Raw genomic sequence first — 19,811 nt, forward strand, 5'->3', positions numbered from 1 at the left:
GTCAAACCCAGCCGCGATCGCCATCGGGATTGCGGCCGCGCCCCATCAGCTCCAGGCCGGCCATCGCCTGCTCGGCTCCGGCGCGGTCGGTCTTCTCGACCACGAAGCCCATGTGAATGATCACCCAGTCACCGGGGGCGAAGGTCTCCTCCGGAAGCATGCCCACGTTCACCTTGCGCGGTTCGCCGGTGACATCTACCAGTGCCAGCTGCCCCTCGTAGCCGTCGAGCATCCTGATCACCTGACCGGGGATACCCAGGCACATGATCAGCACTCCTCTCGGATCGCTTGCGGGGCCGAGGTTGCTCGCAACGCCGCAACAATCTCCTCGACCGCGCGCGCGGCGCGAGGGACGGCCTTGGCGACGGGTTCGCTGAGCCCCATGCCTTCTTCGACGCTACCCGCCTCGCACCCGATGACGACGGTGTAGGGCGGCGTACCCCCCAGCGCCCTCAGGTTGGCGAACACCGTGGCCGGATCCATGTTGTGCGCGTCCAGGCTCGTCGGGTCGGGCCACTCGTCATGATCGGCCTGGAAGACGTGCAAGGCGCCCGGACTGCCGCGGCTGGGCACCGTGTCGACCAGCACCAGGGTGTCCCAGCCCTCGAGCAGGTCGTAGGCAAGATGCATGCCGCGGATGCCGTAGTCGATGACGCGCACCTGCGAACCGTCCTGCGGAATCTCGGCGTGGCGCAGCACCTCGGAGCCGAAACCGTCGTCCCCCAGGAAGATGTTGCCGATTCCGGCGACCAGGATGCGCGCTGTCATGGGCTGGCCCGGCCCCGGCTACATCCGCCGTAGCTTCAGGTAGCGGCGGGCATCCGGTAGTGATGCCACTCCCAACGCCACCGCGACGGCCACCACCAGCGCGATGAGGGCAATGAACACCCAACCTAAGACGTCCATGGCGAACTCCTTTCACATGTTTTGCGTTTGTAGCGGTTCCACCTCGTCAGGGGAGAAGTACAGGTAGCGGCCGTACCACTCGTGCAGTTCGGCGGCCGGATCGTCGTCGACGACCACGGCGACGTGCGTGTTGCCGTCGACGTCCTGGTGCACCGACGCGACGCGCGCGGTTTTGCCGGCGACGAAGATGTCCTGCGCGTCGGCGTTGCGCCTCGGTCGTAACCGGACCCGGCTGCCCCGGGCGATCCGGACTCCGTTCACCAGCACCGCGTCGATCTCGGGACGCACCGCGTCGTCGGCCGGCGGATCCCACCAGTCAAGCCCCACGGGCACCTCCGGGACGAGCCCGGCAACTGCGTGCGGGTCCCGCAGCACCCCGTGCAACCGGGCCATGTCCTGCGGCGACATGGCCTCACACCGGTCGATGATCCGGGCGGCCCGCGGATCGGTGGCCCGCGCCTGAGCCTTTTCTTCGTCGGTCATGGTCATCACGCGCAGCGTCAGGATCTCGTCGATCTCGGTGCAGTCATACAGCTCGGTGCTGCTCTGTTCGGCGACCTCGGGGTGGTCGTAGAGGATGATCGGCGAAATCAGCAACAGGTCATGGCTGCCCGGTGGCCCGGCCAGCACCGGGAAGCATCGGTGCTGCGTGCACCGCGACACCGCCGCGGATGCGGCAGGCGGCGGTTCGAGTAACGAAACAAACTGGCCGCCAACGACTTCGGCGATGATATGGGTACCGATCAGCGACCGCGCAATCGCGTCGTCCTTGTCGGGGCTTGTCGAGGAGGCGCCGGGGCCGACGTTGGCGATACGTACCGAGACCCGGCGCAGGTCACCGTCGGGTTCACCGGAGACGGTGAGCTCGCCACGCACCTCCCGGCGGTGGCGAACCAGACGGCCGCCGTCGAGGGATTCGACGTCGGTCGCCTCCGGTGCCAGCAGCGGCAGCGTCCACGGCTGGTCCTCGAACGCCAACGGGCCGAAGGACCTTTCACATTCGACGGCTTCGTCCCAGGACAGCCATGATCCCGACGCCGTGGTCAGTTCGGCCACGGGTTCGAAGCCGCCGCCGGCACGTGCCCGCTCGGCGCGGCGGTGCTGCAGCTGCAGGAATCTCACCACCAGGGTGATCGCTTGGGCGCCGTCGACCAGGAACTGCGCCGCCATCGTGTCGTCTTCGCCCAGCCCGGCCTCGGCCGCGCCGGGTGGTCCCAGAACGCCGAATTGCCAACGAGATTGGTTCTTGCTCGATGTCCCGCGGTACGGGTAGAGCAGATAGCCCTCGTAGAGCACCGCGTCGGCGACGGCGCGGGCGCGGTCCCAGCTGGAGGTCACGGGCTTGCCTCCCGTTGCGATGCGTCGGCCAACAGCTCGGTCAGAGCGTGGTCCAGGTCCAGCAGGCCGCGCGCCGACTTGTAGCGGGCCAGCGCGCTGATGGTGTCATGGCTGAGCCGCAGCCACCCGGTGTTCGGGTAGTGCTGGGCCATCAGCTCGCGCCACACCGCGACCGGCATGTCGTAGCGGTCCTCGCAGTCCCAGGACACGTGCTGCACCGAGAAACCGCGCTCGGATTTGACGAAAACTGTTCCGCTGAACAGGAATTGGAGGGGGATCGCGCCGTCGCGCAGCGCGTGCAGGTACTTGGCCGCGGCCACCTCGAAGTCGTAGGTGCAGTCCAAGGGCAGTGCCGCGGTGGTGTGGCCGGCGAAGCCCGGCACCATGGCGGTGCAATGCTGCCACAGGAAGGTCCGTTGGGTGTTTACCCAGCGTTCCCGGGGTCCGAACAAGTCGAGCAGTCCGGCGGCTTCGCCGTCGGAGTAGGAACGCCGCAGCGGTTCGATGCGGACCTGGCAGCGCAGCGCGACGGCGTGCACCGGGTCGTCACCGCTGGCGGCGACGCCGATGCGGGCGGTGAGCACCGGGCTGACGGTGTACCTCTCCGGCGCCACGTCGAGTACGGTAAACGTCAGGTCCATCGGCTGGGTCACCGCGGCGTCTCCCGTGCTCGGGCGGCGACCTGGGCGAAGAAGCCGTCGATGAATTCCCGGGCCTGCTGGCCGCCGTCGAAGCCGCGCCACAGCAACCGCAACCGGCCGACGAATTCGTAGCAGGCGTCGATCGGAACCAGAAAGCTTTGCGGCGGGCCGGATTCGGGGACCCGCACCAAGAGCGCCTCCACATCGTCGGCCAGTAGGCCAAGCCGGGGGTCGGCCCCGCCGAGGGCGTTCCAGGCGTCCAGGTCGAGCTGCGATTCGGTGGCGCCGGCCGGACCCGGGTAGAAGGCGACGGTGCGGCCGAGGGCGGAGTTGGTGAAGAAGAATGCCACCCCGACCGGAATCTGCAGGGCCTCCCAGGTGCGCCGGTCCAGCGCGAAATCGGGGAACGCCAGATACCGGTCGGGAACGGCGCGGTAGCGCAGCTCGGCTTCGGAGTCGGTGAACAGCAGATAGCAGCCGCGGCAGACGCACATCAGTTGCCGCCCAGCCACATTCACCACATGCTGATGCTCGTGGGGTATCGGCTCCGAGCACATCTCACATCGTTCGTCGGCCGGTTCGGGGGCCCGCTGGTTGGTCCTGATCCGGGCCAGGACGTCATAGGGACTCGTCATGCCGACGCTCCCATGGCCTCGGTCACCGCGCAGGGTAGTGCCACCGAGAGCACGCCGTCGCGACGCAGCAGCGGCAACGGGTCCAGGTGGGCCCCGTTCGCACCGGCACCCGCGCGCACCACGTCGAATCCGGTGCCGCAGCGCGGGCAGCGCAGCAGCGCGTCGGACAATGCCGCGCCGGCCAGCGTGTCGTCGCACATCGGACAGTGGTCGCGGTAGGCGAACGTCTGGTCGCCGACCCGGCACGCCAGCAACGCTGTTCCGTCGACCAGGAAACCGCCGACCTCGCCGGGTGCCAGGACGTCGAGCTCCGGCACCGGGTGCCAGGAGGTGGCGTCATGGCCGTTGGAATGCACTCGCGCCAAGAGGGATTCGGCCGCAATGACGGCGCCGGGCTTGGTGTTCGTGACCAGTTCGATCGAGCAGATCTCCGGGGCGGCGGCCCGGATGGCGTCCTGCACCGCCAGCTCGAGTGTCACCGCCGATGACGGGCAACTCTTGCAGCTCCCGGTGAACGCCAGCCGGACGACGGTATCGGTGACCTCGAGCAGGTCGACGTCGCCGCCGTGGGAACCCAGGTAGGGCCGCACCCGCTGCAGCGCGTCGGCCACCCGCCGGTGCACGTCGTGCGGGTGCAGGCCGTGTACCAGGAGCAGGCTGGCCACCAGGTCGTCGGTGGCCAGCCGCTCGGCCAAACCGGGGTCGTCCAGCGATTGCATGATCCGTTCCAGCCCGGCTCCGTAAAGCCCGACCACCTCGCGGACCAGCTGTTGGGCGCGTTCGTGCGCGGCCGTCCCGGCCGCCGCGCAGGAATCCAGCAAGGTCTGGATTCGATCGCCCGCGGTGCGCCATTGTGTGTCGTTCTCGGGGGTATCCGGGCGATCGGTCATGCGTCACTCCTTTTGATGGTGATGACCCGGCCCCCGCAAGCGGGAGGTGCCCCCAGCGCCCGGCTTCGCCGCGCTTGCGATCATCACGCCTCGATGGGTGACTGCGTTGGTGTGTGCAGTCTCTCCAGCGTCTTGCCCTTCCCCAGGTACATGTGCACACCGCAGGGCAGGCACGGATCGAAGCTGCGCACCGTGCGCATCACGTCGATGCCCTTGAAGTTCTCCCGGTCGTTCTCCTCGAAGATCGGCTGACCCTGCACCGCATCCTCGTAGGGGCCCGGCGTGCCAAAGCTGTCGCGCGGGTTGGCATTCCACGGGGTGGGCGGATACGGGTGGTAGTTGGCGATCTTGCCGTCGCGGATCACCATGTGGTGGCTTAGCACGCCGCGGACCGCCTCGGTGAAGCCGCAGCCGATGGCCTCGTCGGGCACCTCGAAGCGCTCCCAGGTCTTGGTTCGTCCGGCGCGGATTTCCGCCAACGCCTGCTCGGCGAAGTGCAATGCGCATGCGGCCGCGTAGGCCTGGAAGTAGGTGCGGGCCCGGTCCCGTTCGATCGTATTGCTGCCGTGCTTGGGGATCTTCCATTCGAGTTCCACCGGACCCTTCAGCGCGGTCTTCGGGAGGTTGATCTTGACGCTGTTGCCGGTCGCCTTGACATAGTCGATGTCGACCAGCCCGGCCAGCGCGGTCGACCACAGCCGGGCCAGCGGGCCGCCGCCGGTGTCCAGCGCCAGATGGTCCTTGCCGTCGAACCAGCGCGGCGACATCACCCAGCTGTATTTGCCGCCGTCCATGTCCCGCTTCTGCGGATGCGGGTTGGTGTGCTGGTTCCACGGGTGGCGCCGGTCCACGGCGTTGCCCAGCGGATCGGTCTTGACGAACATCTCCTGGTCGGTCCAGTCGTCGTAATACGAACTGCCCAAAAGGATTCGGATGCCAAGGTTGATGTCCACCAGCGAGTGGGTGACCAGTTTGCCGTCGACCACCACGCCCGGGGTGACGAACATGGCGTTACCCCAACGCTCCATGTCCTTGTATTCGAAGTTGCACACCTCGGGGTCCTGGAAAGAACCCCAGCAGCCCAGCAGCGTGCGGCGCAGGCCGACCTTCTCGTAGCCGGGCAGGGCGTCGTAGAAGAAGTCGAACAGGTCGTCGTGCATCGGCACGACCTTCTTCATCAACTCCACGTAGCGCATCAGCCGGGTCATGTAGTCGGTCATCAACTGGACGGTGGCGGTGGTCCCGATGCCACCCGGGTACAGCGTGGACGGGTGTACGTGGCGGCCCTCCATGAGGCAGAACATCTCTCGGGTCCAGCGGCTGACTTGCAGGGCCTCCCGGTAGAACTCGCCGCTGAACGGGTTGAGCGAGCGCATGATCTCGGCGATGGTCTGGTAGCCGTGCGCGTCGGCGTGCGGTGCCGCGGTTTTCTCCGCCTTGGCCAGCACCCCGGGATTGGTCTCGGCGACCATCTTCTCGCAGAAGTCCACGCCGACCAGGTTCTCCTGGAAGATGTTGTGGTCGAACATGTATTCGGCGGCCTCGCCGAGGTTGATCAGCCACTCGGCGAGATGCGGCGGCTTGACCCCGTAGGCCATGTTCTGGGTGTAGCAGGAGCAGGTGCAGTGGTTGTCACCGCAGATGCCGCAGATGCGGCTGGTGATGAAGTGGGCGTCGCGAGGATCCTTGCCCTTCATGAAGATCGAGTAGCCGCGGAAAATCGACGAGGTGCTGTGGCACTCGACGACTTCTTTGTTCTCGAAGTCGATTTTGGTGTAGATGCCGAGGCTGCCCACGATCCGGGTGATCGGATCCCAGGACATTTCGACGAGCTGGCCGGGTTCGCGCTTGGCGGTGGTCGGCTCGGGGACGATAGTGGTCATCGAAGTCTCTCCGGGTGAGCTGAGAATGCGACGCCGCCACCTACCAGGTGCGGCGTGCTCCAGTGGTGAGTTGGGTGCCCTTGTGGCGCCAGCGTGGTTCCTTGTCGACGGTGCGCTCGGTGATGTGCCGCAGGTTGCGAATCACGGTCCCGTAGAGGCCCGACGCGGTGGTGGATACCTTGCCGCCCGGTGGCTCGTCCATGAACGGCATGAACTTGTCCGGGAAACCCGGCATGGTGCAGCCGATGCAGATGCCGCCGACGTTCGGGCAACCGCCGACGCCGTTGATCCAGCCGCGCTTGGGCACGTTGCATTTCACAACGGGACCCCAACAACCCAGTTTCACAATGCATTTCGGCGAGCCGTATTCGGTGGCGAAATCGCCCTGCTCGTAGTAGCCGGCCCGGTCACAGCCCTCGTGCACGGTTTGGCCGAACAGCCACTTGGGTCGCAGCGCGTCGTCGAGCGGAATCATCGGGGCCTGGCCAGTGGCCATGTAGAGCAGGTAGGTCAGCGTCTCGGCGAGGTTGTCGGGCTGAATCGGGCAGCCGGGTACGCAGACGATCGGGATCCCGGCCTTGCTCTTCCAGTCCCAGCCGAGGTAGTCAGGAACACCCATAGCGCCGGTGGGGTTGCCGGCCATCGCGTGGATGCCGCCATAGGTGGCGCAGGTCCCGACGGCGACGACCGCGGTGGCCTTGGGCGCCAGCCGGTCGAGCCACTCGCTGGTGGTCATCGGTTGGCCGGTGGCCGGGTCGTTGCCGAACCCGCACCAATAGCCCTCGTCCTTGATCTTTTCGTTGGGTATCGATCCTTCGACGACCAGCACGAAGGGCTCCAACTCGCCGCGATCGGCTTTGAAGAACCAGGCCAGGAAGTCGTCCGCGCCTCCCGTCGGACCGCATTCGAAATCGATCAACGGCCAGTGGACGGCGACCTTGGGAAGGCCGGGAAGCGCTCCCAGGGCGATCTCCTCGACGCTGGGCTGGGTGGCGGCAGTCAACGCCACCGAATCGCCGTCACAGCTGAGACCTGCGTTGATCCACAGCACGTGGATCAACGCTTCTTCTGCTTTGACTGCTGCTTCTGTAGGCATAGTGCAGCTTTCCGGGGCGGGCTGAAACCCCTAACGCTGCCGGAGTCGACCGTCGGCCCACTTGCGCAGCGCTGTTTTGGGTCTACTCCCCGTCGTTGTGCCTTGTCAATGGTTCGCAGGTGGCAACCTGACGGCATTCGGTCGACGGCTGTTGCATAGTCTGTCTTTGTTCTTTACCGTCAGTGCCAGAACGGAATTCGCAATCCGGCTGTGTGCACGATCATTGCGAATTGTTTGCAGTTGACAATTCGTGGACGCGCTACCCAGGGGGCACACCGCGGGCGAACCGTCGTAGCCAATCGAACCAGGCAGTCATACCCGCACCCGTGCGGGCACTGACCGGCAAGATCGTCGCGGTCGTATTCACCTGGCGGATATGGGCGATGTACGCCTGCACATCGGCGTCCAGATAGGGCACCAGGTCAATCTTGTTGAGCAGCACCACATCCACCGAGCGAAACATCACCGGATATTTGAGCGGTTTGTCCTCGCCTTCGGTGACGGAATAGACCATGGCCTTCGCGTGCTCGCCGACGTCGAATTCGGCCGGGCAGACCAGGTTGCCGACGTTTTCGATGATCACCAGGTCCAGACCGGGCAAGTCCAGGCCCGGCAGGGCGCGGTTGACCATGGGCGCGTCCAGATGGCATTCGCCGCCAAAACCGTTGCTGGTGTTCAGCAGTGACACCTGGGCGCCGCGGCCGCTGAGTTTGGCGGCATCGAGGTCGGTGGCGATGTCGCCCTCGATTATCCCGATCGCGAACTCGCCGGCGAGTTCGTCGAGCGTGGTTTGCAGCACGGTGGTCTTTCCCGACCCAGGGGAACTCATCAGGTTGAGCGCGCGGATGCCGTTGCTGTCGAATGCCGCCCGGTTGATAGCGGCGCGCGCGTCGTTCTCGGCGAAGATATCTTCGAGGACGTCGACGCGCGCAGCGCCGGTCTGGTAACCGGTGTGATCCCCGTGTTCGTGCTCGTGCTCGTGGATGTGCACAGTGCCGTCGTCGTGGCGGTGAAACCTACCCATTCTCAATACCTTTCACGAGACATCGAGCGATGTCACCAGGAATTCGTTGCCGCGTAGCACCTCGACGTCGGGACTGTCGCAGTGCGGGCACCAGATCGACCAGGCCGAGGTGATTTCCGATTGCCGGCCGCAGGCACGGCAGCGCACCTCGGCGGTGACGCATTCCAGTTCCAGTTCGGCGTCCGGCAGGTCCGCCGAATCGCGGACCAGCGTCCAGCAAAACGACAGCGACTCCGGGACCACCTGCCGAAGCGCGCCGACCCGCACCCGGACGACGTCGACGTGGCGTCCGTCGGCATGTGTCTTGACCACGCCGGCGATCGCCTCACACAGGGCGAGCTCATGCATGACCGTGCCCCGCATGCCTACGGGTCGACGAGCCCATGAGCCTGTTCTACACCGTCGACAACCAACGGGGCCATCTCGGCGAGACCGGCGCCGCGGCCCTCGTTCGTCAGCGCACACCCGGACCGTCAGGCCGCGCGCTCGACCGCCGGCACCCACTTTTCTTCGATGCGACCCAGGCGCCAGATGAGCAGGGCGACGGCCCAGGTGACCACGAACATGGCGACGACCGCGAAGCCGACCACGTTCAGGTCCAATCCGGCGATCCACCTCCAGAACGGGCCCCGCCAGCCGAATTCGTCGGCGAACAGGCCCAGCAGTTCGACGCTGCCGATCAGCAACGCGACCGCTACCGAAAGTGCGGTGACGGTGATGTTGTAGTAGATCTTGCGCACCGGATTGGAGAATGCCCAGCCGTAGGCGAAGTTCATGAACGAACCGTCGATGGTGTCCAGCAGGCACATGCCCGCGGTGAACAACACCGGCAGGCACAGGATGGCGTACCAGGGCAACCCGGCTGCCGCGCTGGTGCTCGCCAGGACCAGCAGTGCGATTTCGGTGGCGGTGTCGAAGCCCAGCCCGAACAGCAACCCCACCGGATACATATGCCAGGACTTGGTAATCGCCTTGGTGAATCGCCCGAGGAATCGGTTGACTAGTCCTCGGTTGTCCAGCTGTTGCTCCAGTTCGGCTTCGTTGAACTGGCCACGACGCAACCGGGCGAACACCCGCAGGATGCCGGCCAGGACAATGACGTTGAGCACGGCGATCAGATACAGGAACACTCCGGAGACGCCGGTGCCGATCAGGCCGGTGTAGTGGTGCAACGAAGAGGAGTCTTGTTGAACCGGTCCGACGATGGCTTTGACTCCGGTCGCCAGTAATACCGCCAGAGCGAAGACGACGGTGGAGTGGCCCAGCGAGAAGAAGAACCCGGCGGCCAGCGGCCGCTGCCCGTCGTTCATCAGCTTGCGGGTGGTGTTGTCGATGGCGGCGATGTGGTCGGCATCGAAGGCGTGCCGCATGCCGAGCGTGTATGCGGTCAAGCCGATGCCGATGCCAAATGCCTTGCCGCCCAGGGCGAGTTGCGCGGGCTCCACCAGAGCGATGAGGGTGATCCAGCCGACCAGGTGCAGCGCGACGATGACGGCCAACATCGATCCCAGGCGCCACCACTCCGCTGGTGCCAAGACGCCGAGCACCCCGGAAAAACCTGTCAACGGTGAGGGATGTGACGGGCGCCGGTCGAGTTCTCTACGGGCCATGTTGGTCCTTGCAGCGGCGGGCGGAACGCAACAGGCACGACTGTAGGTTGCGTCACAAGTTATTGCAAGTCACTTGCAGAAGCACCGGGATCTGTCGCCGGTGAACACCGCGTTGCGTGCTACGCGCTGGCGGCGCCGGTGACGGCCGCGCTGTGGTGGTTGCGCCGGGCGGCGATGAAGGCCGCCCAGGACTTCACCTGGGGGTGCTGCTTGAGAAGGGCACGACGCTGGCGTTCCGTCAGCCCGCCCCAGATCCCGTACTCGACGCGGTTGTCGAGCGCGTCGGCGGCGCACTCGAGAATCACCGGGCAGTTCCGGCAGAACGCCGCCGCTTCTCGCTGGGCGGCGCCGCGCACGAACAATTCCTCTGGGTCAATGTTGCGGCACCGGGCTTTGGACACCCACGCGGCGCGGGCCTCGGCGTCCGAGCCGTAGGGAAGGTGGTGAACTGCAGTAATGGCGCCGGTTTGGGCGGCGTAATTCCGGATTTTTGGCACGAGACTCCCCCAAGGCTGCGGCCGGTGTTGACAGATGAACTTTTCGAACGGCCTGTTTTGCCCGCGGCCAAGTGCGTGCACGCGCCAGATTTACCGAGGGCTCAACCCCCTGTCATGCTCAATCCCTGCTGTTGCGGGGATAGAGCGGTGTCAAACAGGCGTCTGTCGCGACAGTACGAAAGGGCGTCAGGTAGCGCCTAGGGCCCTTTGTCACCACCGGAGAGGCTTCAAATCCCTTGTGGCTGTGACCATCGTCCTTGCCGGTTCGTACGCACGATCGACCGGGGCCGCGGGCACGTGGTCCCCGCATGTGACCGTTGGCCTTGCCGGCGTCGGGGCCAAGGCCAGGGTCTCGGTGGCGGGTCCGCCCGGCGCACGGGCCGCGTCGCAATCGCCACCCCGGGCCCGACCGTATACTGGCGATCCCGGCCGTCCGGCGCGACACTGAACAGGTGACGTCAAAGCCGTCGGGCCTGGACCCGGCTGTCACCGAGCGGATCGGCGAACTCTTGCGTGCCCGCGGCCTGCGGCGGATGCCCTCGCGGATTCAGGTGCTGGCGGTCCTCGAACCGGTCAACGGCCATCTGTCGGTGGCCGAGATTTATCAGCGGCTGACCGCCTGCCTGTCCGCCGATACCCAGCCGCCCGACCTGGCCACCGTCTATCGCACCGTGACCACCCTGGTCGACCAGGGAGTGTTGCATGCGTTGACCCTCGATGGAGGGGTAACCACTTACGGGCTGGCCACGGCGCCACACCACCATGCGGTGTGCACCCAGTGCGGGGCGATCATCGAAGTGCCCGCGCGGCAGCTGAGCTCGGCACTCGAGCATGCGATGGCGGGCAGCTCGTTCGCACTGTCGGAACGGGCCGGTCTGACGCTGCGCGGCCTGTGCCCCGCATGTCAGGACAATGTGCAGGATTTCGGCGACGCCACCGATCCGCGCTCTCCCCGGCGACGCGATCCCGCGCAGCGCCGGCGCTGACATCAGCGCAGGTTCAGCAGCGCGTTTTCGACGACCTCGGGCAGCGCCGGGTGAATCCAGTACTGGCCGCGGGCCATTTCGGCTGCGGTGAGTCCGAAGCTCATCGCCTGGATCAGCGGCTGGATGATCGACGACGCCTGGTGGCCCATGATGTGCGCGCCCAGCAGGCGCCCGCTGCCGCGTTCGGCGATGAGCTTGAGGAATCCGGTGGTGTCTTCCATCGCCCAGCCATAACCGACGTCGCCGTAGTCCTGTATTGCGACGCAAATGTCGAAACCTCTTGCCACGGCTTCGTTTTCGGTTAATCCCACAGCGGCCAGCTGGGGATCGGTGAACACCGCCGCCGGTACGTAGCGATGGTCGGTAACGGCCATCGACGCGGTATCGTCCCAGTCGCACAGCAGGTTATGTTGCACGACACGGGCTTCGTGATTGGCGACGTGCTTGAGCTGATACGGCGACGAGACGTCACCGAGCGCGAAAACGTTACGGGCGGAAGTTCTTTGGTATTCGTCGACGGCGACCCGGTCATCGTCCACGTCGACGCCGGCCCGGTCGGTGTCGAGCAGGTCGGCGTTGGACCTCCGGCCGGTCGCCACCAGCAGCAGATCCGCGTCGATGGTGGACCCGTCGTCGAGCGTGAGCGACAGGCCGGTTGCGCCGTCTTCCCCGGCCACCACATTGCGGTGGGTGCGCAGTTCCCATTTGGTCGAGGCGATGCGGGTAAACCGTTCGCACAGCGTGTCGTCGCAATGCCGCAGCATGCAGCCGCCCCGGATCACCAACGTGACGCGAACCCCGAACGCCGAGAAGACGTGCGCGAATTCTGCTGCCACGAAACCGCTTCCGACGATTACCAGGTGCTTCGGCAGCTCGGCGATCCGCATGACGGAGTCGCTGGTGTGGTACCTGACGCCGCAGGCCAGGATCGCCGGCGGAATCACCGGCCGCGAACCGGCCGCGATCACCACCTGATCGGCGGTGAACTCGTCACCATCGTCGGTGCGCAACAGATAGCGCCCGTCGGCCTGGACGCCGCCGAACCGGGTATGGGCGGGGTACACGTCGATGTTGCGGGCCGAGCGCCGATACTGCTCGCCGCCCATCGCGATCGGATCGATGCGCCCGAAGACGCGGGAGACGATATCGTCCCAGCGCACCCCGTCGATGTGCGCGTCGACGCCGTACCGGCTGGCACCCTGGATGGTTTTGGCCACATCTGCGGCGTAGACGAACATCTTGGTCGGCAGGCACCCGACGTTGAGGCAGGTGCCGCCGAAGGTGCCCTGCTCGCAGATCGCCACCCGTTTGTGCGCATAGCGGTCGTCGAGAATGCTGTTGCCCGAACCGGTTCCGATGATCGCCAGGTCGTAGGTTTCCATGGCGGCGCTCACCCTTTCCCCGACGATGCCGAGGCGCCGGTGTCATCCAGTGTGCTGAGGTAGTGGTCCAACCAGTTGTCCAGGTGGCGATAGGCTATCCGGCGCGGCTCGGGCAGCGACAAGAACACGTCGTGTTTGGCGTCCGGCACCGGAATGATGGTGCTGCGGTTGCCGATACAACCCGCCCAGCGGGCGATACGGGTGACGTCGAGCACCGCGTCGCCGCGTTGCAGGGCTGCCGGGTCGGCGTTTTCGCGCACGGTGTGATCGGAACGAAGGATCAGGTTGGGCACGCCGACGTCGAGCCCGCGATGTAGCCGTGCCTGGCCGCGACGCGTGGCATGCACCCAGCCGAAGGTGATCGGGAAGCCGCCCACGGGTTTCCACTGCAGGTTGTAGTCGAACTCGCCGTCATAGTCGCGGTGCAGGGTGGAGCCGTATCCGCTCTCACGCGGTGCCCGGACCACTCTCTTGGGCCGCATCCGCGATATCGCGGCGACCGCGGCCGAGGTGAGGCCCGAACGCAGGATCGCCGGCCCGTGCAGATCCAGGAAGGGGCTGTTGAGCACCAGGCCGCCGACGGCCGCGTGCGCTGTCGTGCTGCGCCGGCGCAACCGGTCCAGCCACAGCGAGACGATCAGCCCGCCGGCGGAATGGCCGTACACCAGAACCCGCGCCGTGTCCGTTTGCTCGCCGATGACGCGCAGGGCGTGTTCCAGTTCGGCGTCATAGTGGGCCAGATCGGTGGTGAAGTGCGGGGTCTGGCCGTCGTGCCGGGAGCGGCCGCATTTGCGGAGGTCCAGCGCATAGAAGGCGAACCCGCGGCGCGCGAAGTGATCGGCCAGTTCGGTGTGGAAGAAGTAGTCGGTATAGCCGTGTACCGCCAGGACGGCGTGATCGCTCTGGACCGGATCTCCGCGGCGGATCAGGGTCGCGACGACGTCGCCTTCACCGTCGGGGTCGGGTCCGAGCGGGATCGGGTGCTGCCAATAGCCGGGCAGGACGTCGGGCATCCAGCCAGTCACGGGGTCAGCTTAGAGCGTGGTCACCCGCGATGTCGGTCAGCCGGGCGCGCCAGGCGCGCCGTCTGTGCCGGGGGAACCTGGGGGGCCGCCCGTGGATGTTCCGGAGCCGCCCGCGCCAAGGGCGCCGCCTGCACCCCCCGCGCCGCCGAGGCCACCGGTACCACCCACGCCACCGGCACCGGTGCCGCCGATGCGGCCGCTCAGCCAGCCCCCGGACCCGCCCGCGCCGCCGAGGCCCGGGGCACCGCCGGCACCGCCGGCCCCACCATTGCCGCCGTGACCTCCGTCACCGCCGGCACCGCCGACGAAACTAAAAGACATGGGGTTGCTGCCGGTACCGGAACCCCCGCCGCCGCCAGCGCCGCCCGCACCGCCAGCACCGCCCGCACCGCCGGCACCGGCGTTGCCGCCGACGCCGCCCGCGCCGCCGTCGCCCAGCAATATGCCGGCCGCACCGCCGCGACCACCCAGACCGCCGGCCCCGCCGGTGCCCCCGGTGCCGAGTGCGCTGCCGCCATTGCCGCCCGCACCGCCGTCGCCGCCGGTGGCCCTGATGGCACTGCCGCTGGTGGTGCTGGCGTTACCGCCAACGCCGCCGAGTCCGCCGGCACCGGCCGACGCGCCGTCGCCGCCGGTGCCGCCGGTACCCCCGAGGCCACCGCTGCCGCCATTGCCGACCAGCAGCCCGCCACGCCCGCCGTCACCGCCGGCACCTCCAGCCCCTCCGGCGCCGCCGGACACGTTACTGTCCTGCCCGTTCCCGCCGTTGCCGCCGTGGCCTGCGAGGGCGGTGATGACCGCATTGGCGTTCCCGCCGGACGCGCCGTTACCACCAGTACCGCCGGATGCCTGCGCGTCACCACCGTCACCACCAGCACCACCGGCGGCGGTACTACCGCTCGTCGTGGTTGCGAACCCACCGGCCCCGCCGTTGCCGCCGTTGCCGCCGTTGCCGCCGTTGCCGCCGTCGCCGCCAGTGGCGTTACCGCTACCCTGGGCGGTTGCGTTGCCGCCGGCGCCCCCCTTCCCGCCGGTCATTGCGACGCCGCCGTCGCTGCCCGTTCCCCCAGCGCCCCCGGTGGCGCTGGTAGTACCACCCACGTTTGAACTGGTACCGGCGGTGCCGGCAACGGCCGCGCCGACGGGGGTGGGGTTGCTGCCATCGGTGCCAATGGCGCCGGTGCCGCCCTGTCCGCCGGCGCCGCCGCCGCCGAACAGGATGGCGTTGCCGCCGTGACCGCCTGGTCCGCCATTGCCGCCGTTGACGCCCACGATGCCTAATCCGCCTTGCCCGCCGGCCCCGCCGTTGCCCAACAGCAGCCCGCCGGCACCGCCGTTACCGCCGGCCGCGCCCGTCCCCCCGGGTCCGCCTGCGCCGCCATCGCCGATCAGCCCCGCGTTGCCCCCGGCGCCACCCGCTTGGCCGGGCCCACCGGGCGCACCGTTCCCGCCGGTGCCGAACAGTAAGCCCCCCGGCGCGCCGGCCTCACCTGGTGCCAACCCGTTGGCGCCATTGCCGATCAGCGGGCGCCCTAGCACCGCCTGAGTGGGAGCGTTGATCAGGTTCAGCACAGCCTGCATGGGCGACGCGTTGGCGGCTTCGGCTCTGGCATACGAGCCGCCGGACGCGGTCAATGCTTGCGCAAACCGTGCGTGAAACGCCGTCACTTGGGCGCTGACGGTCTGATATCCCTGGCCATGCGCGCCGAACAGGGCCGCGACGGCCATCGACACCTCATCCTCGGCGGCGGCTAACAGACCCGTGGTCGGGGCCGCCGCGGCGGCGTTGGCCGCGTTGATCCCCGAACCAATCCGCGCCAAATCCCTGGCGGCCGCGTCGAGCGTGTCCGGTGTTGCGATGAGAAACGACATAAAGCACCTTCCGCCAGCAGGCTTACGATCAATTGCTCGCCCATCAGGCCACGAATGGCCAGGACAGATTTTAGTGAGATCGGCAAAATGCTTTGGGCGCTTTCAAGCAATTGCCTGTGCTATCCAACTCCGCTACCGGCATCGTCGGTCTTGGCGCAAGGTAAGCCCCAGTTCGGTCGGGATAACCTTGGAAACCAGTACAGCCGGAGGAAGGGCCAGGGTGTCGGAGCTAACCAGGACCGCCGATGTCGTGCTGGTGGGCGCGGGCATCATGAGCGCGACGCTGGCAGCGCTGCTCAAGAAGCTGGAGCCGGACTGGTCGATCACCGTGATCGAACGGCTCGATGCCGTTGGCGCCGAGAGCAGCAGTCCGTGGAACAATGCCGGCACCGGCCATGCGGGGCTGTGCGAAATGAACTACACCCCAGCAGGTCCCGGAGGCACGATCGACGTCACCAAAGCGGTCCTGATCAACGAGCAATTCCAGGTCACCCGGCAGTTCTGGGCCTACGCCGTGGAAAACGGCATGTTGACCGACGTACGCGGCGTTCTCAATCCCGTCCCGCACGTGAGTTTCGTGCACGGCGCCGACCGCGTGGATTACCTGCGGCGCCGCCACGATGCGCTGGCCGGCAACCCGTTGTTCTCCGGCAGCGAACTGATCGATGACCCGGACGAGTTCGCCCGCCGGTTGCCCTTCATGGCAGCCAAGCGTGACTTCTCCGAGCCCGTCGCGCTCAACTGGGCTCCGGACGGCACCGACGTCGACTTCGGCGCATTGTCGCGCCAGCTCATCGGCTATTGCGTACGCAACGGGACGACCGCGCTGTTCGGCCACGAGGTCCGTGATCTTCGCCGCCAGCCCGAGGGCAGCTGGATTTTGACCGTCGGCAACCGGCGCAGCGGCCAAAAGTACACGCTGAAAGCTAGATTCGTCTTCGTCGGGGCCGGCGGGGATGCGCTGCTGTTGTTACAGAAGTCCGGCATCAAGGAGATCAGGGGCTTCGCCGGTTTTCCGATCGGCGGCCGCTTCCTACGCAGCGACAACCCGGCGCTCACCACCGCGCACCGGGCCAAGGTCTACGGAGTTCCGTCGCCGGGCGCGCCGCCTCTGGGAGCGCTGCACCTGGACCTGAGGTTCGTCTACGGTAAGCCCTGGCTGATGTTCGGCCCGTACCCGGGCTGGTCGCCAAAGTTCTTGAAACAAGGCCACTTCAGCGATCTGGCCCGGTCGCTCCGGCGCGACAATCTGCTGTCGCTGCTCGGCGTCGGCGTGACCGAACTGACCTTGCTGAACTATTTGATCGGCCAACTGCGACTCTCGGCACCGGATCGCATCGGTGTGCTGCGTGAATTTGCCCCCAGCGCAACGGATTCCGACTGGGAGCTGACCCTGGCCGGTCAGCGGGTGCAGGTGATCCGGCGCGACAAGCACAAGGGTGGGGTGGTGGAGTTCAACACCACACTCGTCGGTGCCGCCGACGGGAGCATCGCCGGGCTGCTGGGAGGTTCCCCGGGCGCCTCGACGGCGGTGCCCATCATGTTCGAGGTTCTGCAGAGCTGCTTTGGCCACCGGTATCAGTCGTGGCTGCCCGCCCTCAAAGAGATGGTGCCGTCGCTGGGAACCAACCTCTCCGAAGAGCCCGCACTGTATGACGAAGTGCGGTCCTGGACCACCAAAGTGCTGCAACTGGACAGTCCATGACAGAAGCGCTGCGCCGCGTGTGGGCCAAAGACCTTGACGCGCCAACCCTTTACGAACTACTCAAGCTGCGGGTGGAAGTCTTCGTGGTCGAACAGGCCTGCCCGTATCCGGAACTGGACGGCCGCGACCTGCTTTCCGAGACCCGGCACTTCTGGCTGGAAACACCTGACGGCGAGGTGATCTGTACCCTGCGGCTGATGGAGGAGCACGCCGGAGGTGAGAAGACATTCCGCATCGGCCGGCTGTGCACCCGGCGGGATGCCCGCGGTCAGGGACATACCACCCGGCTGCTGCGTGCCGCGCTGGCCGAGGTGGGTGACTACCCGTGCCGGATCGACGCCCAGGTCTATCTGGCCGACATGTACGCTCAGCACGGATTTGTCCGCGACGGTGACGATTTCATCGACGACGGTATCCCGCATGTGCCGATGCTGCGGCCCGCATCCGGTCGGGCGGCGCACTCATGAAGCCGTATCCGTTCAGCGCGATCGTCGGACATGACCACATGCGGCTCGCGTTGCTGCTGTGTGCCGTTCGTCCGGAGATTGGTGGGGTTCTTATCCGCGGGGAGAAGGGCACCGCGAAATCGACGGCCGTGCGCGGACTCGCGGCACTGCTGTCGACCGCGACCGGGGGCGCCGGCGCGGCATTGGTCGAAATGCCGTTGGGAGCCACCGAGGACCGCGTGGTCGGTTCGCTGGATTTGCAGCGCGTTCTGCGTGACGGTGAGCACGCGTTTTCACCGGGCCTGCTGGCCCGTGCTCACGGCGGAGTGCTCTACGTCGACGAAGTCAACCTGCTGCATGACCATCTGGTCGACATATTGCTCGACGCCGCCGCGATGGGACGGGTACATGTCGAACGAGACGGCATATCGCATTCGCATGAGGCCCGTTTCGTGCTGATCGGCACCATGAATCCCGAAGAGGGCGAACTTCGTCCGCAGCTGCTGGACCGGTTCGGCCTCACCGTCGACGTGCAGGCATCGCGAGACGTCGACGTGCGCGTGGAGGTGATCCGGCAGCGGATGGCATACGAGGCCGATCCCGACACGTTCGCCGAAAGCTACGTCGAGGCCGACGCCGAGCTGGCCCGCCAGATCGCCGCGGCGCGCGCTCTCGTCGACAAGGTTGTATTGCCGGACAACGAATTACGGCGCATCGCCGCGTTATGTGCGGCCTTCGACGTCGACGGCATGCGGGCCGATCTGGTGGTCGCCCGAACGGCAGCCGCCCATGCTGCCTGGCGTGGCGCACGCACCGTCGAGGAACAGGACATCCGGGTAGCCGCCGAACTGGCATTGCCGCATCGGCGCCGTCGAGACCCCTTCGACGATCACGGTCTCGACCGAGACCAGCTGGACGAGGCACTGGCGCTGGGGGCACCAGCGGTGAGCGGCGAAGCCGGCTCCGACCCCGAACCTGAGCCTGACCCGCCCGGCGGTGGTCAGTCCACCAACAACTGTGCGTCCCAACCGAATTCGCACGCAGCACCAAAGCGGCCAAAGCCCAGCGCGCCACCATCGAAAATCTTCCGTACCCGCGCGCTGACTGTTCCGGGTGTTGGCGAGGGCGCGCCCGGACGACGGTCGCGGGCCCGCAACGCATCAGGCAGTGTGGTCGCGGCTGCCGACGGCGGCGACGCCGGCGCCCATGGATTGCATCTGTTCGCCACCGTGTTGTCGGCCGCCGAGCACGCGTCGGGGGCAGGGCCGCTGCGGCTGCGGCTGGACGACGTACGGCGCGCGGTCCGCGAGGGACGCGAGGGCAACCTGGTGATCTTCGTCGTCGACGCCTCGGGATCGATGGCCGCCCGCGATCGCATGGCCGCGGTCAGCGGCGCCACCATGTCGCTGCTGCGCGACGCCTATCAGCGGCGTGACAAGGTCGCGGTGATCACGTTTCGTCAGCATGAGGCCGGGTTGTTGCTGCCGCCCACGTCGTCGGCGCACATCGCCGGCCGGCGGCTCGCCCGGTTCGACACCGGTGGCAAAACACCGCTTGCGGAAGGTCTGCTGGCCGCGCGCGAACTGGTCGTCCGGGAAAAGGCGCGTGATCTCGCTCGCCGCGCCCTGGTGGTGGTGCTTACCGACGGACGGGCCACGTCCGGGCCAGACCCGCTGGGCCGCAGTCGAATTGCTGCGGCCCGACTGGCCGCTGAAGGCGTGGCCGCCGTGATCGTAGACTGTGAAACTTCATACGTTCGGCTCGGATTGGCCGGGCAGCTGGCGCGTCAGCTGGGTGCGCCAGCCGTTCGGCTCGAGCAGCTGCACGCCGACCACTTGACGCGGGCCGTCCGCAACGCGGCCTGAGTCGGTGAAG

The 19,811-nt window shown here is 67.1% G+C and carries 20 protein-coding genes; 4 read left to right on the plus strand and 16 right to left on the minus strand.

From position 1 onward, the window contains the following. Position 1: 1 nt before the first annotated feature. From AWC07_RS21630 to AWC07_RS21685, 13 genes are all read right to left on the minus strand, one after another. Entirely contained in the window at positions 2 to 265 is a 264-nt protein-coding gene (locus tag AWC07_RS21630; protein WP_036409955.1) for a HypC/HybG/HupF family hydrogenase formation chaperone, read from the minus strand. 2 nt (positions 266 to 267) lie between these two features. Then, positions 268 to 768, minus strand: coding sequence for a hydrogenase maturation protease (locus AWC07_RS21635; protein ID WP_036409917.1), 501 nt, complete (start codon positions 766 to 768; stop codon positions 268 to 270). An 18-nt stretch (positions 769 to 786) separates the two neighbouring features. Further along, positions 787 to 906 (minus strand): DUF6893 family small protein, encoded by a 120-nt coding sequence (locus AWC07_RS29890; RefSeq protein ID WP_023372388.1) that lies wholly within the window; start codon positions 904 to 906, stop codon positions 787 to 789. Between the two features lie 12 nt (positions 907 to 918). Continuing rightward, positions 919 to 2,244 (minus strand): hypothetical protein, encoded by a 1,326-nt coding sequence (locus tag AWC07_RS21640; protein WP_036409914.1) that lies wholly within the window; start codon positions 2,242 to 2,244, stop codon positions 919 to 921. After that, positions 2,241 to 2,885: a DUF6084 family protein gene (locus AWC07_RS21645; RefSeq protein ID WP_036409952.1), complete on the minus strand. Its 645-nt coding sequence runs from the start codon at positions 2,883 to 2,885 to the stop codon at positions 2,241 to 2,243. The genes AWC07_RS21640 and AWC07_RS21645 overlap by 4 nt, the downstream gene beginning before the upstream one ends. 8 nt (positions 2,886 to 2,893) lie before the next feature. Beyond that, complete coding sequence (locus tag AWC07_RS21650) at positions 2,894 to 3,520, minus strand: DUF5947 family protein (RefSeq protein WP_036409912.1); 627 nt, start codon at positions 3,518 to 3,520, stop codon at positions 2,894 to 2,896. Further along, positions 3,517 to 4,410: a NifU family protein gene (locus AWC07_RS21655; RefSeq protein ID WP_036409910.1), complete on the minus strand. Its 894-nt coding sequence runs from the start codon at positions 4,408 to 4,410 to the stop codon at positions 3,517 to 3,519. Before AWC07_RS21655 ends, AWC07_RS21650 begins: the two co-directional genes overlap by 4 nt. Before the next feature lie 83 nt (positions 4,411 to 4,493). Continuing rightward, the gene (locus AWC07_RS21660) at positions 4,494 to 6,293 is read right to left on the minus strand and encodes a nickel-dependent hydrogenase large subunit (protein ID WP_036409908.1); all 1,800 of its coding nucleotides are present in this window, start codon (positions 6,291 to 6,293) and stop codon (positions 4,494 to 4,496) included. A 40-nt stretch (positions 6,294 to 6,333) separates the two neighbouring features. Further along, on the minus strand, positions 6,334 to 7,389 hold the full coding sequence (locus AWC07_RS21665) for an NADH-quinone oxidoreductase subunit B family protein (protein WP_036409907.1): 1,056 nt from the start codon (positions 7,387 to 7,389) through the stop codon (positions 6,334 to 6,336). A gap of 259 nt (positions 7,390 to 7,648) precedes the next feature. Next, entirely contained in the window at positions 7,649 to 8,413 is a 765-nt protein-coding gene (gene hypB, locus AWC07_RS21670; RefSeq protein WP_036409905.1) for a hydrogenase nickel incorporation protein HypB, read from the minus strand. A gap of 12 nt (positions 8,414 to 8,425) precedes the next feature. Next, positions 8,426 to 8,761: a hydrogenase maturation nickel metallochaperone HypA gene (locus AWC07_RS21675; RefSeq protein ID WP_036409950.1), complete on the minus strand. Its 336-nt coding sequence runs from the start codon at positions 8,759 to 8,761 to the stop codon at positions 8,426 to 8,428. 125 nt (positions 8,762 to 8,886) lie between these two features. Beyond that, entirely contained in the window at positions 8,887 to 10,023 is a 1,137-nt protein-coding gene (gene nicT / locus AWC07_RS21680; RefSeq protein ID WP_036409903.1) for a Nickel transporter NicT, read from the minus strand. 119 nt (positions 10,024 to 10,142) lie between these two features. Then, positions 10,143 to 10,481 carry a WhiB family transcriptional regulator gene (locus AWC07_RS21685; RefSeq protein WP_036409948.1) on the minus strand — a complete coding sequence of 113 codons (339 nt, stop codon included), beginning with the start codon at positions 10,479 to 10,481 and terminating at the stop codon, positions 10,143 to 10,145. Between the two features lie 491 nt (positions 10,482 to 10,972). Between AWC07_RS21685 and AWC07_RS21690 the strand changes: the two genes are divergently transcribed. Then, positions 10,973 to 11,506 (plus strand): Fur family transcriptional regulator, encoded by a 534-nt coding sequence (locus AWC07_RS21690; RefSeq protein WP_036409901.1) that lies wholly within the window; start codon positions 10,973 to 10,975, stop codon positions 11,504 to 11,506. Positions 11,507 to 11,508: 2 nt separating this feature from the next. On the opposite strand, the gene mtr is transcribed toward AWC07_RS21690, so the two are convergent. From mtr to AWC07_RS21705, 3 genes are read right to left on the minus strand one after another with little or no spacing between them, the layout of a single operon-like run. Then, a complete protein-coding gene (mtr, locus tag AWC07_RS21695; protein ID WP_036409946.1) occupies positions 11,509 to 12,888 on the minus strand; it encodes a mycothione reductase in 1,380 nt (459 codons plus the stop codon). An 8-nt stretch (positions 12,889 to 12,896) separates the two neighbouring features. Next, positions 12,897 to 13,913: an alpha/beta hydrolase gene (locus AWC07_RS21700; protein ID WP_139829816.1), complete on the minus strand. Its 1,017-nt coding sequence runs from the start codon at positions 13,911 to 13,913 to the stop codon at positions 12,897 to 12,899. 36 nt (positions 13,914 to 13,949) lie between these two features. Further along, on the minus strand, positions 13,950 to 15,785 hold the full coding sequence (locus AWC07_RS21705) for a PE family protein (protein WP_036409899.1): 1,836 nt from the start codon (positions 15,783 to 15,785) through the stop codon (positions 13,950 to 13,952). Between the two features lie 220 nt (positions 15,786 to 16,005). Here AWC07_RS21705 and mqo point away from each other — a divergent pair, with 220 nt between their 5' ends. Genes mqo through AWC07_RS21720 form a run of 3 tightly spaced genes read left to right on the plus strand, consistent with a single transcriptional unit; the run spans position 16,006 to position 19,801 of the window. Next, a complete protein-coding gene (gene mqo / locus AWC07_RS21710) occupies positions 16,006 to 17,490 on the plus strand; it encodes a malate dehydrogenase (quinone) (protein ID WP_036409897.1) in 1,485 nt (494 codons plus the stop codon). After that, positions 17,487 to 17,957: a GNAT family N-acetyltransferase gene (locus AWC07_RS21715; RefSeq protein ID WP_036409895.1), complete on the plus strand. Its 471-nt coding sequence runs from the start codon at positions 17,487 to 17,489 to the stop codon at positions 17,955 to 17,957. Before mqo ends, AWC07_RS21715 begins: the two co-directional genes overlap by 4 nt. Continuing rightward, positions 17,954 to 19,801, plus strand: a complete 1,848-nt coding sequence (locus AWC07_RS21720; RefSeq protein WP_036409893.1) for a magnesium chelatase subunit D family protein — start codon at positions 17,954 to 17,956, stop codon at positions 19,799 to 19,801. Before AWC07_RS21715 ends, AWC07_RS21720 begins: the two co-directional genes overlap by 4 nt. Positions 19,802 to 19,811: the final 10 nt, after the last annotated feature.

Source organism: Mycobacterium gastri, from assembly GCF_002102175.1.
Lineage (GTDB): Bacteria > Actinomycetota > Actinomycetes > Mycobacteriales > Mycobacteriaceae > Mycobacterium > Mycobacterium gastri.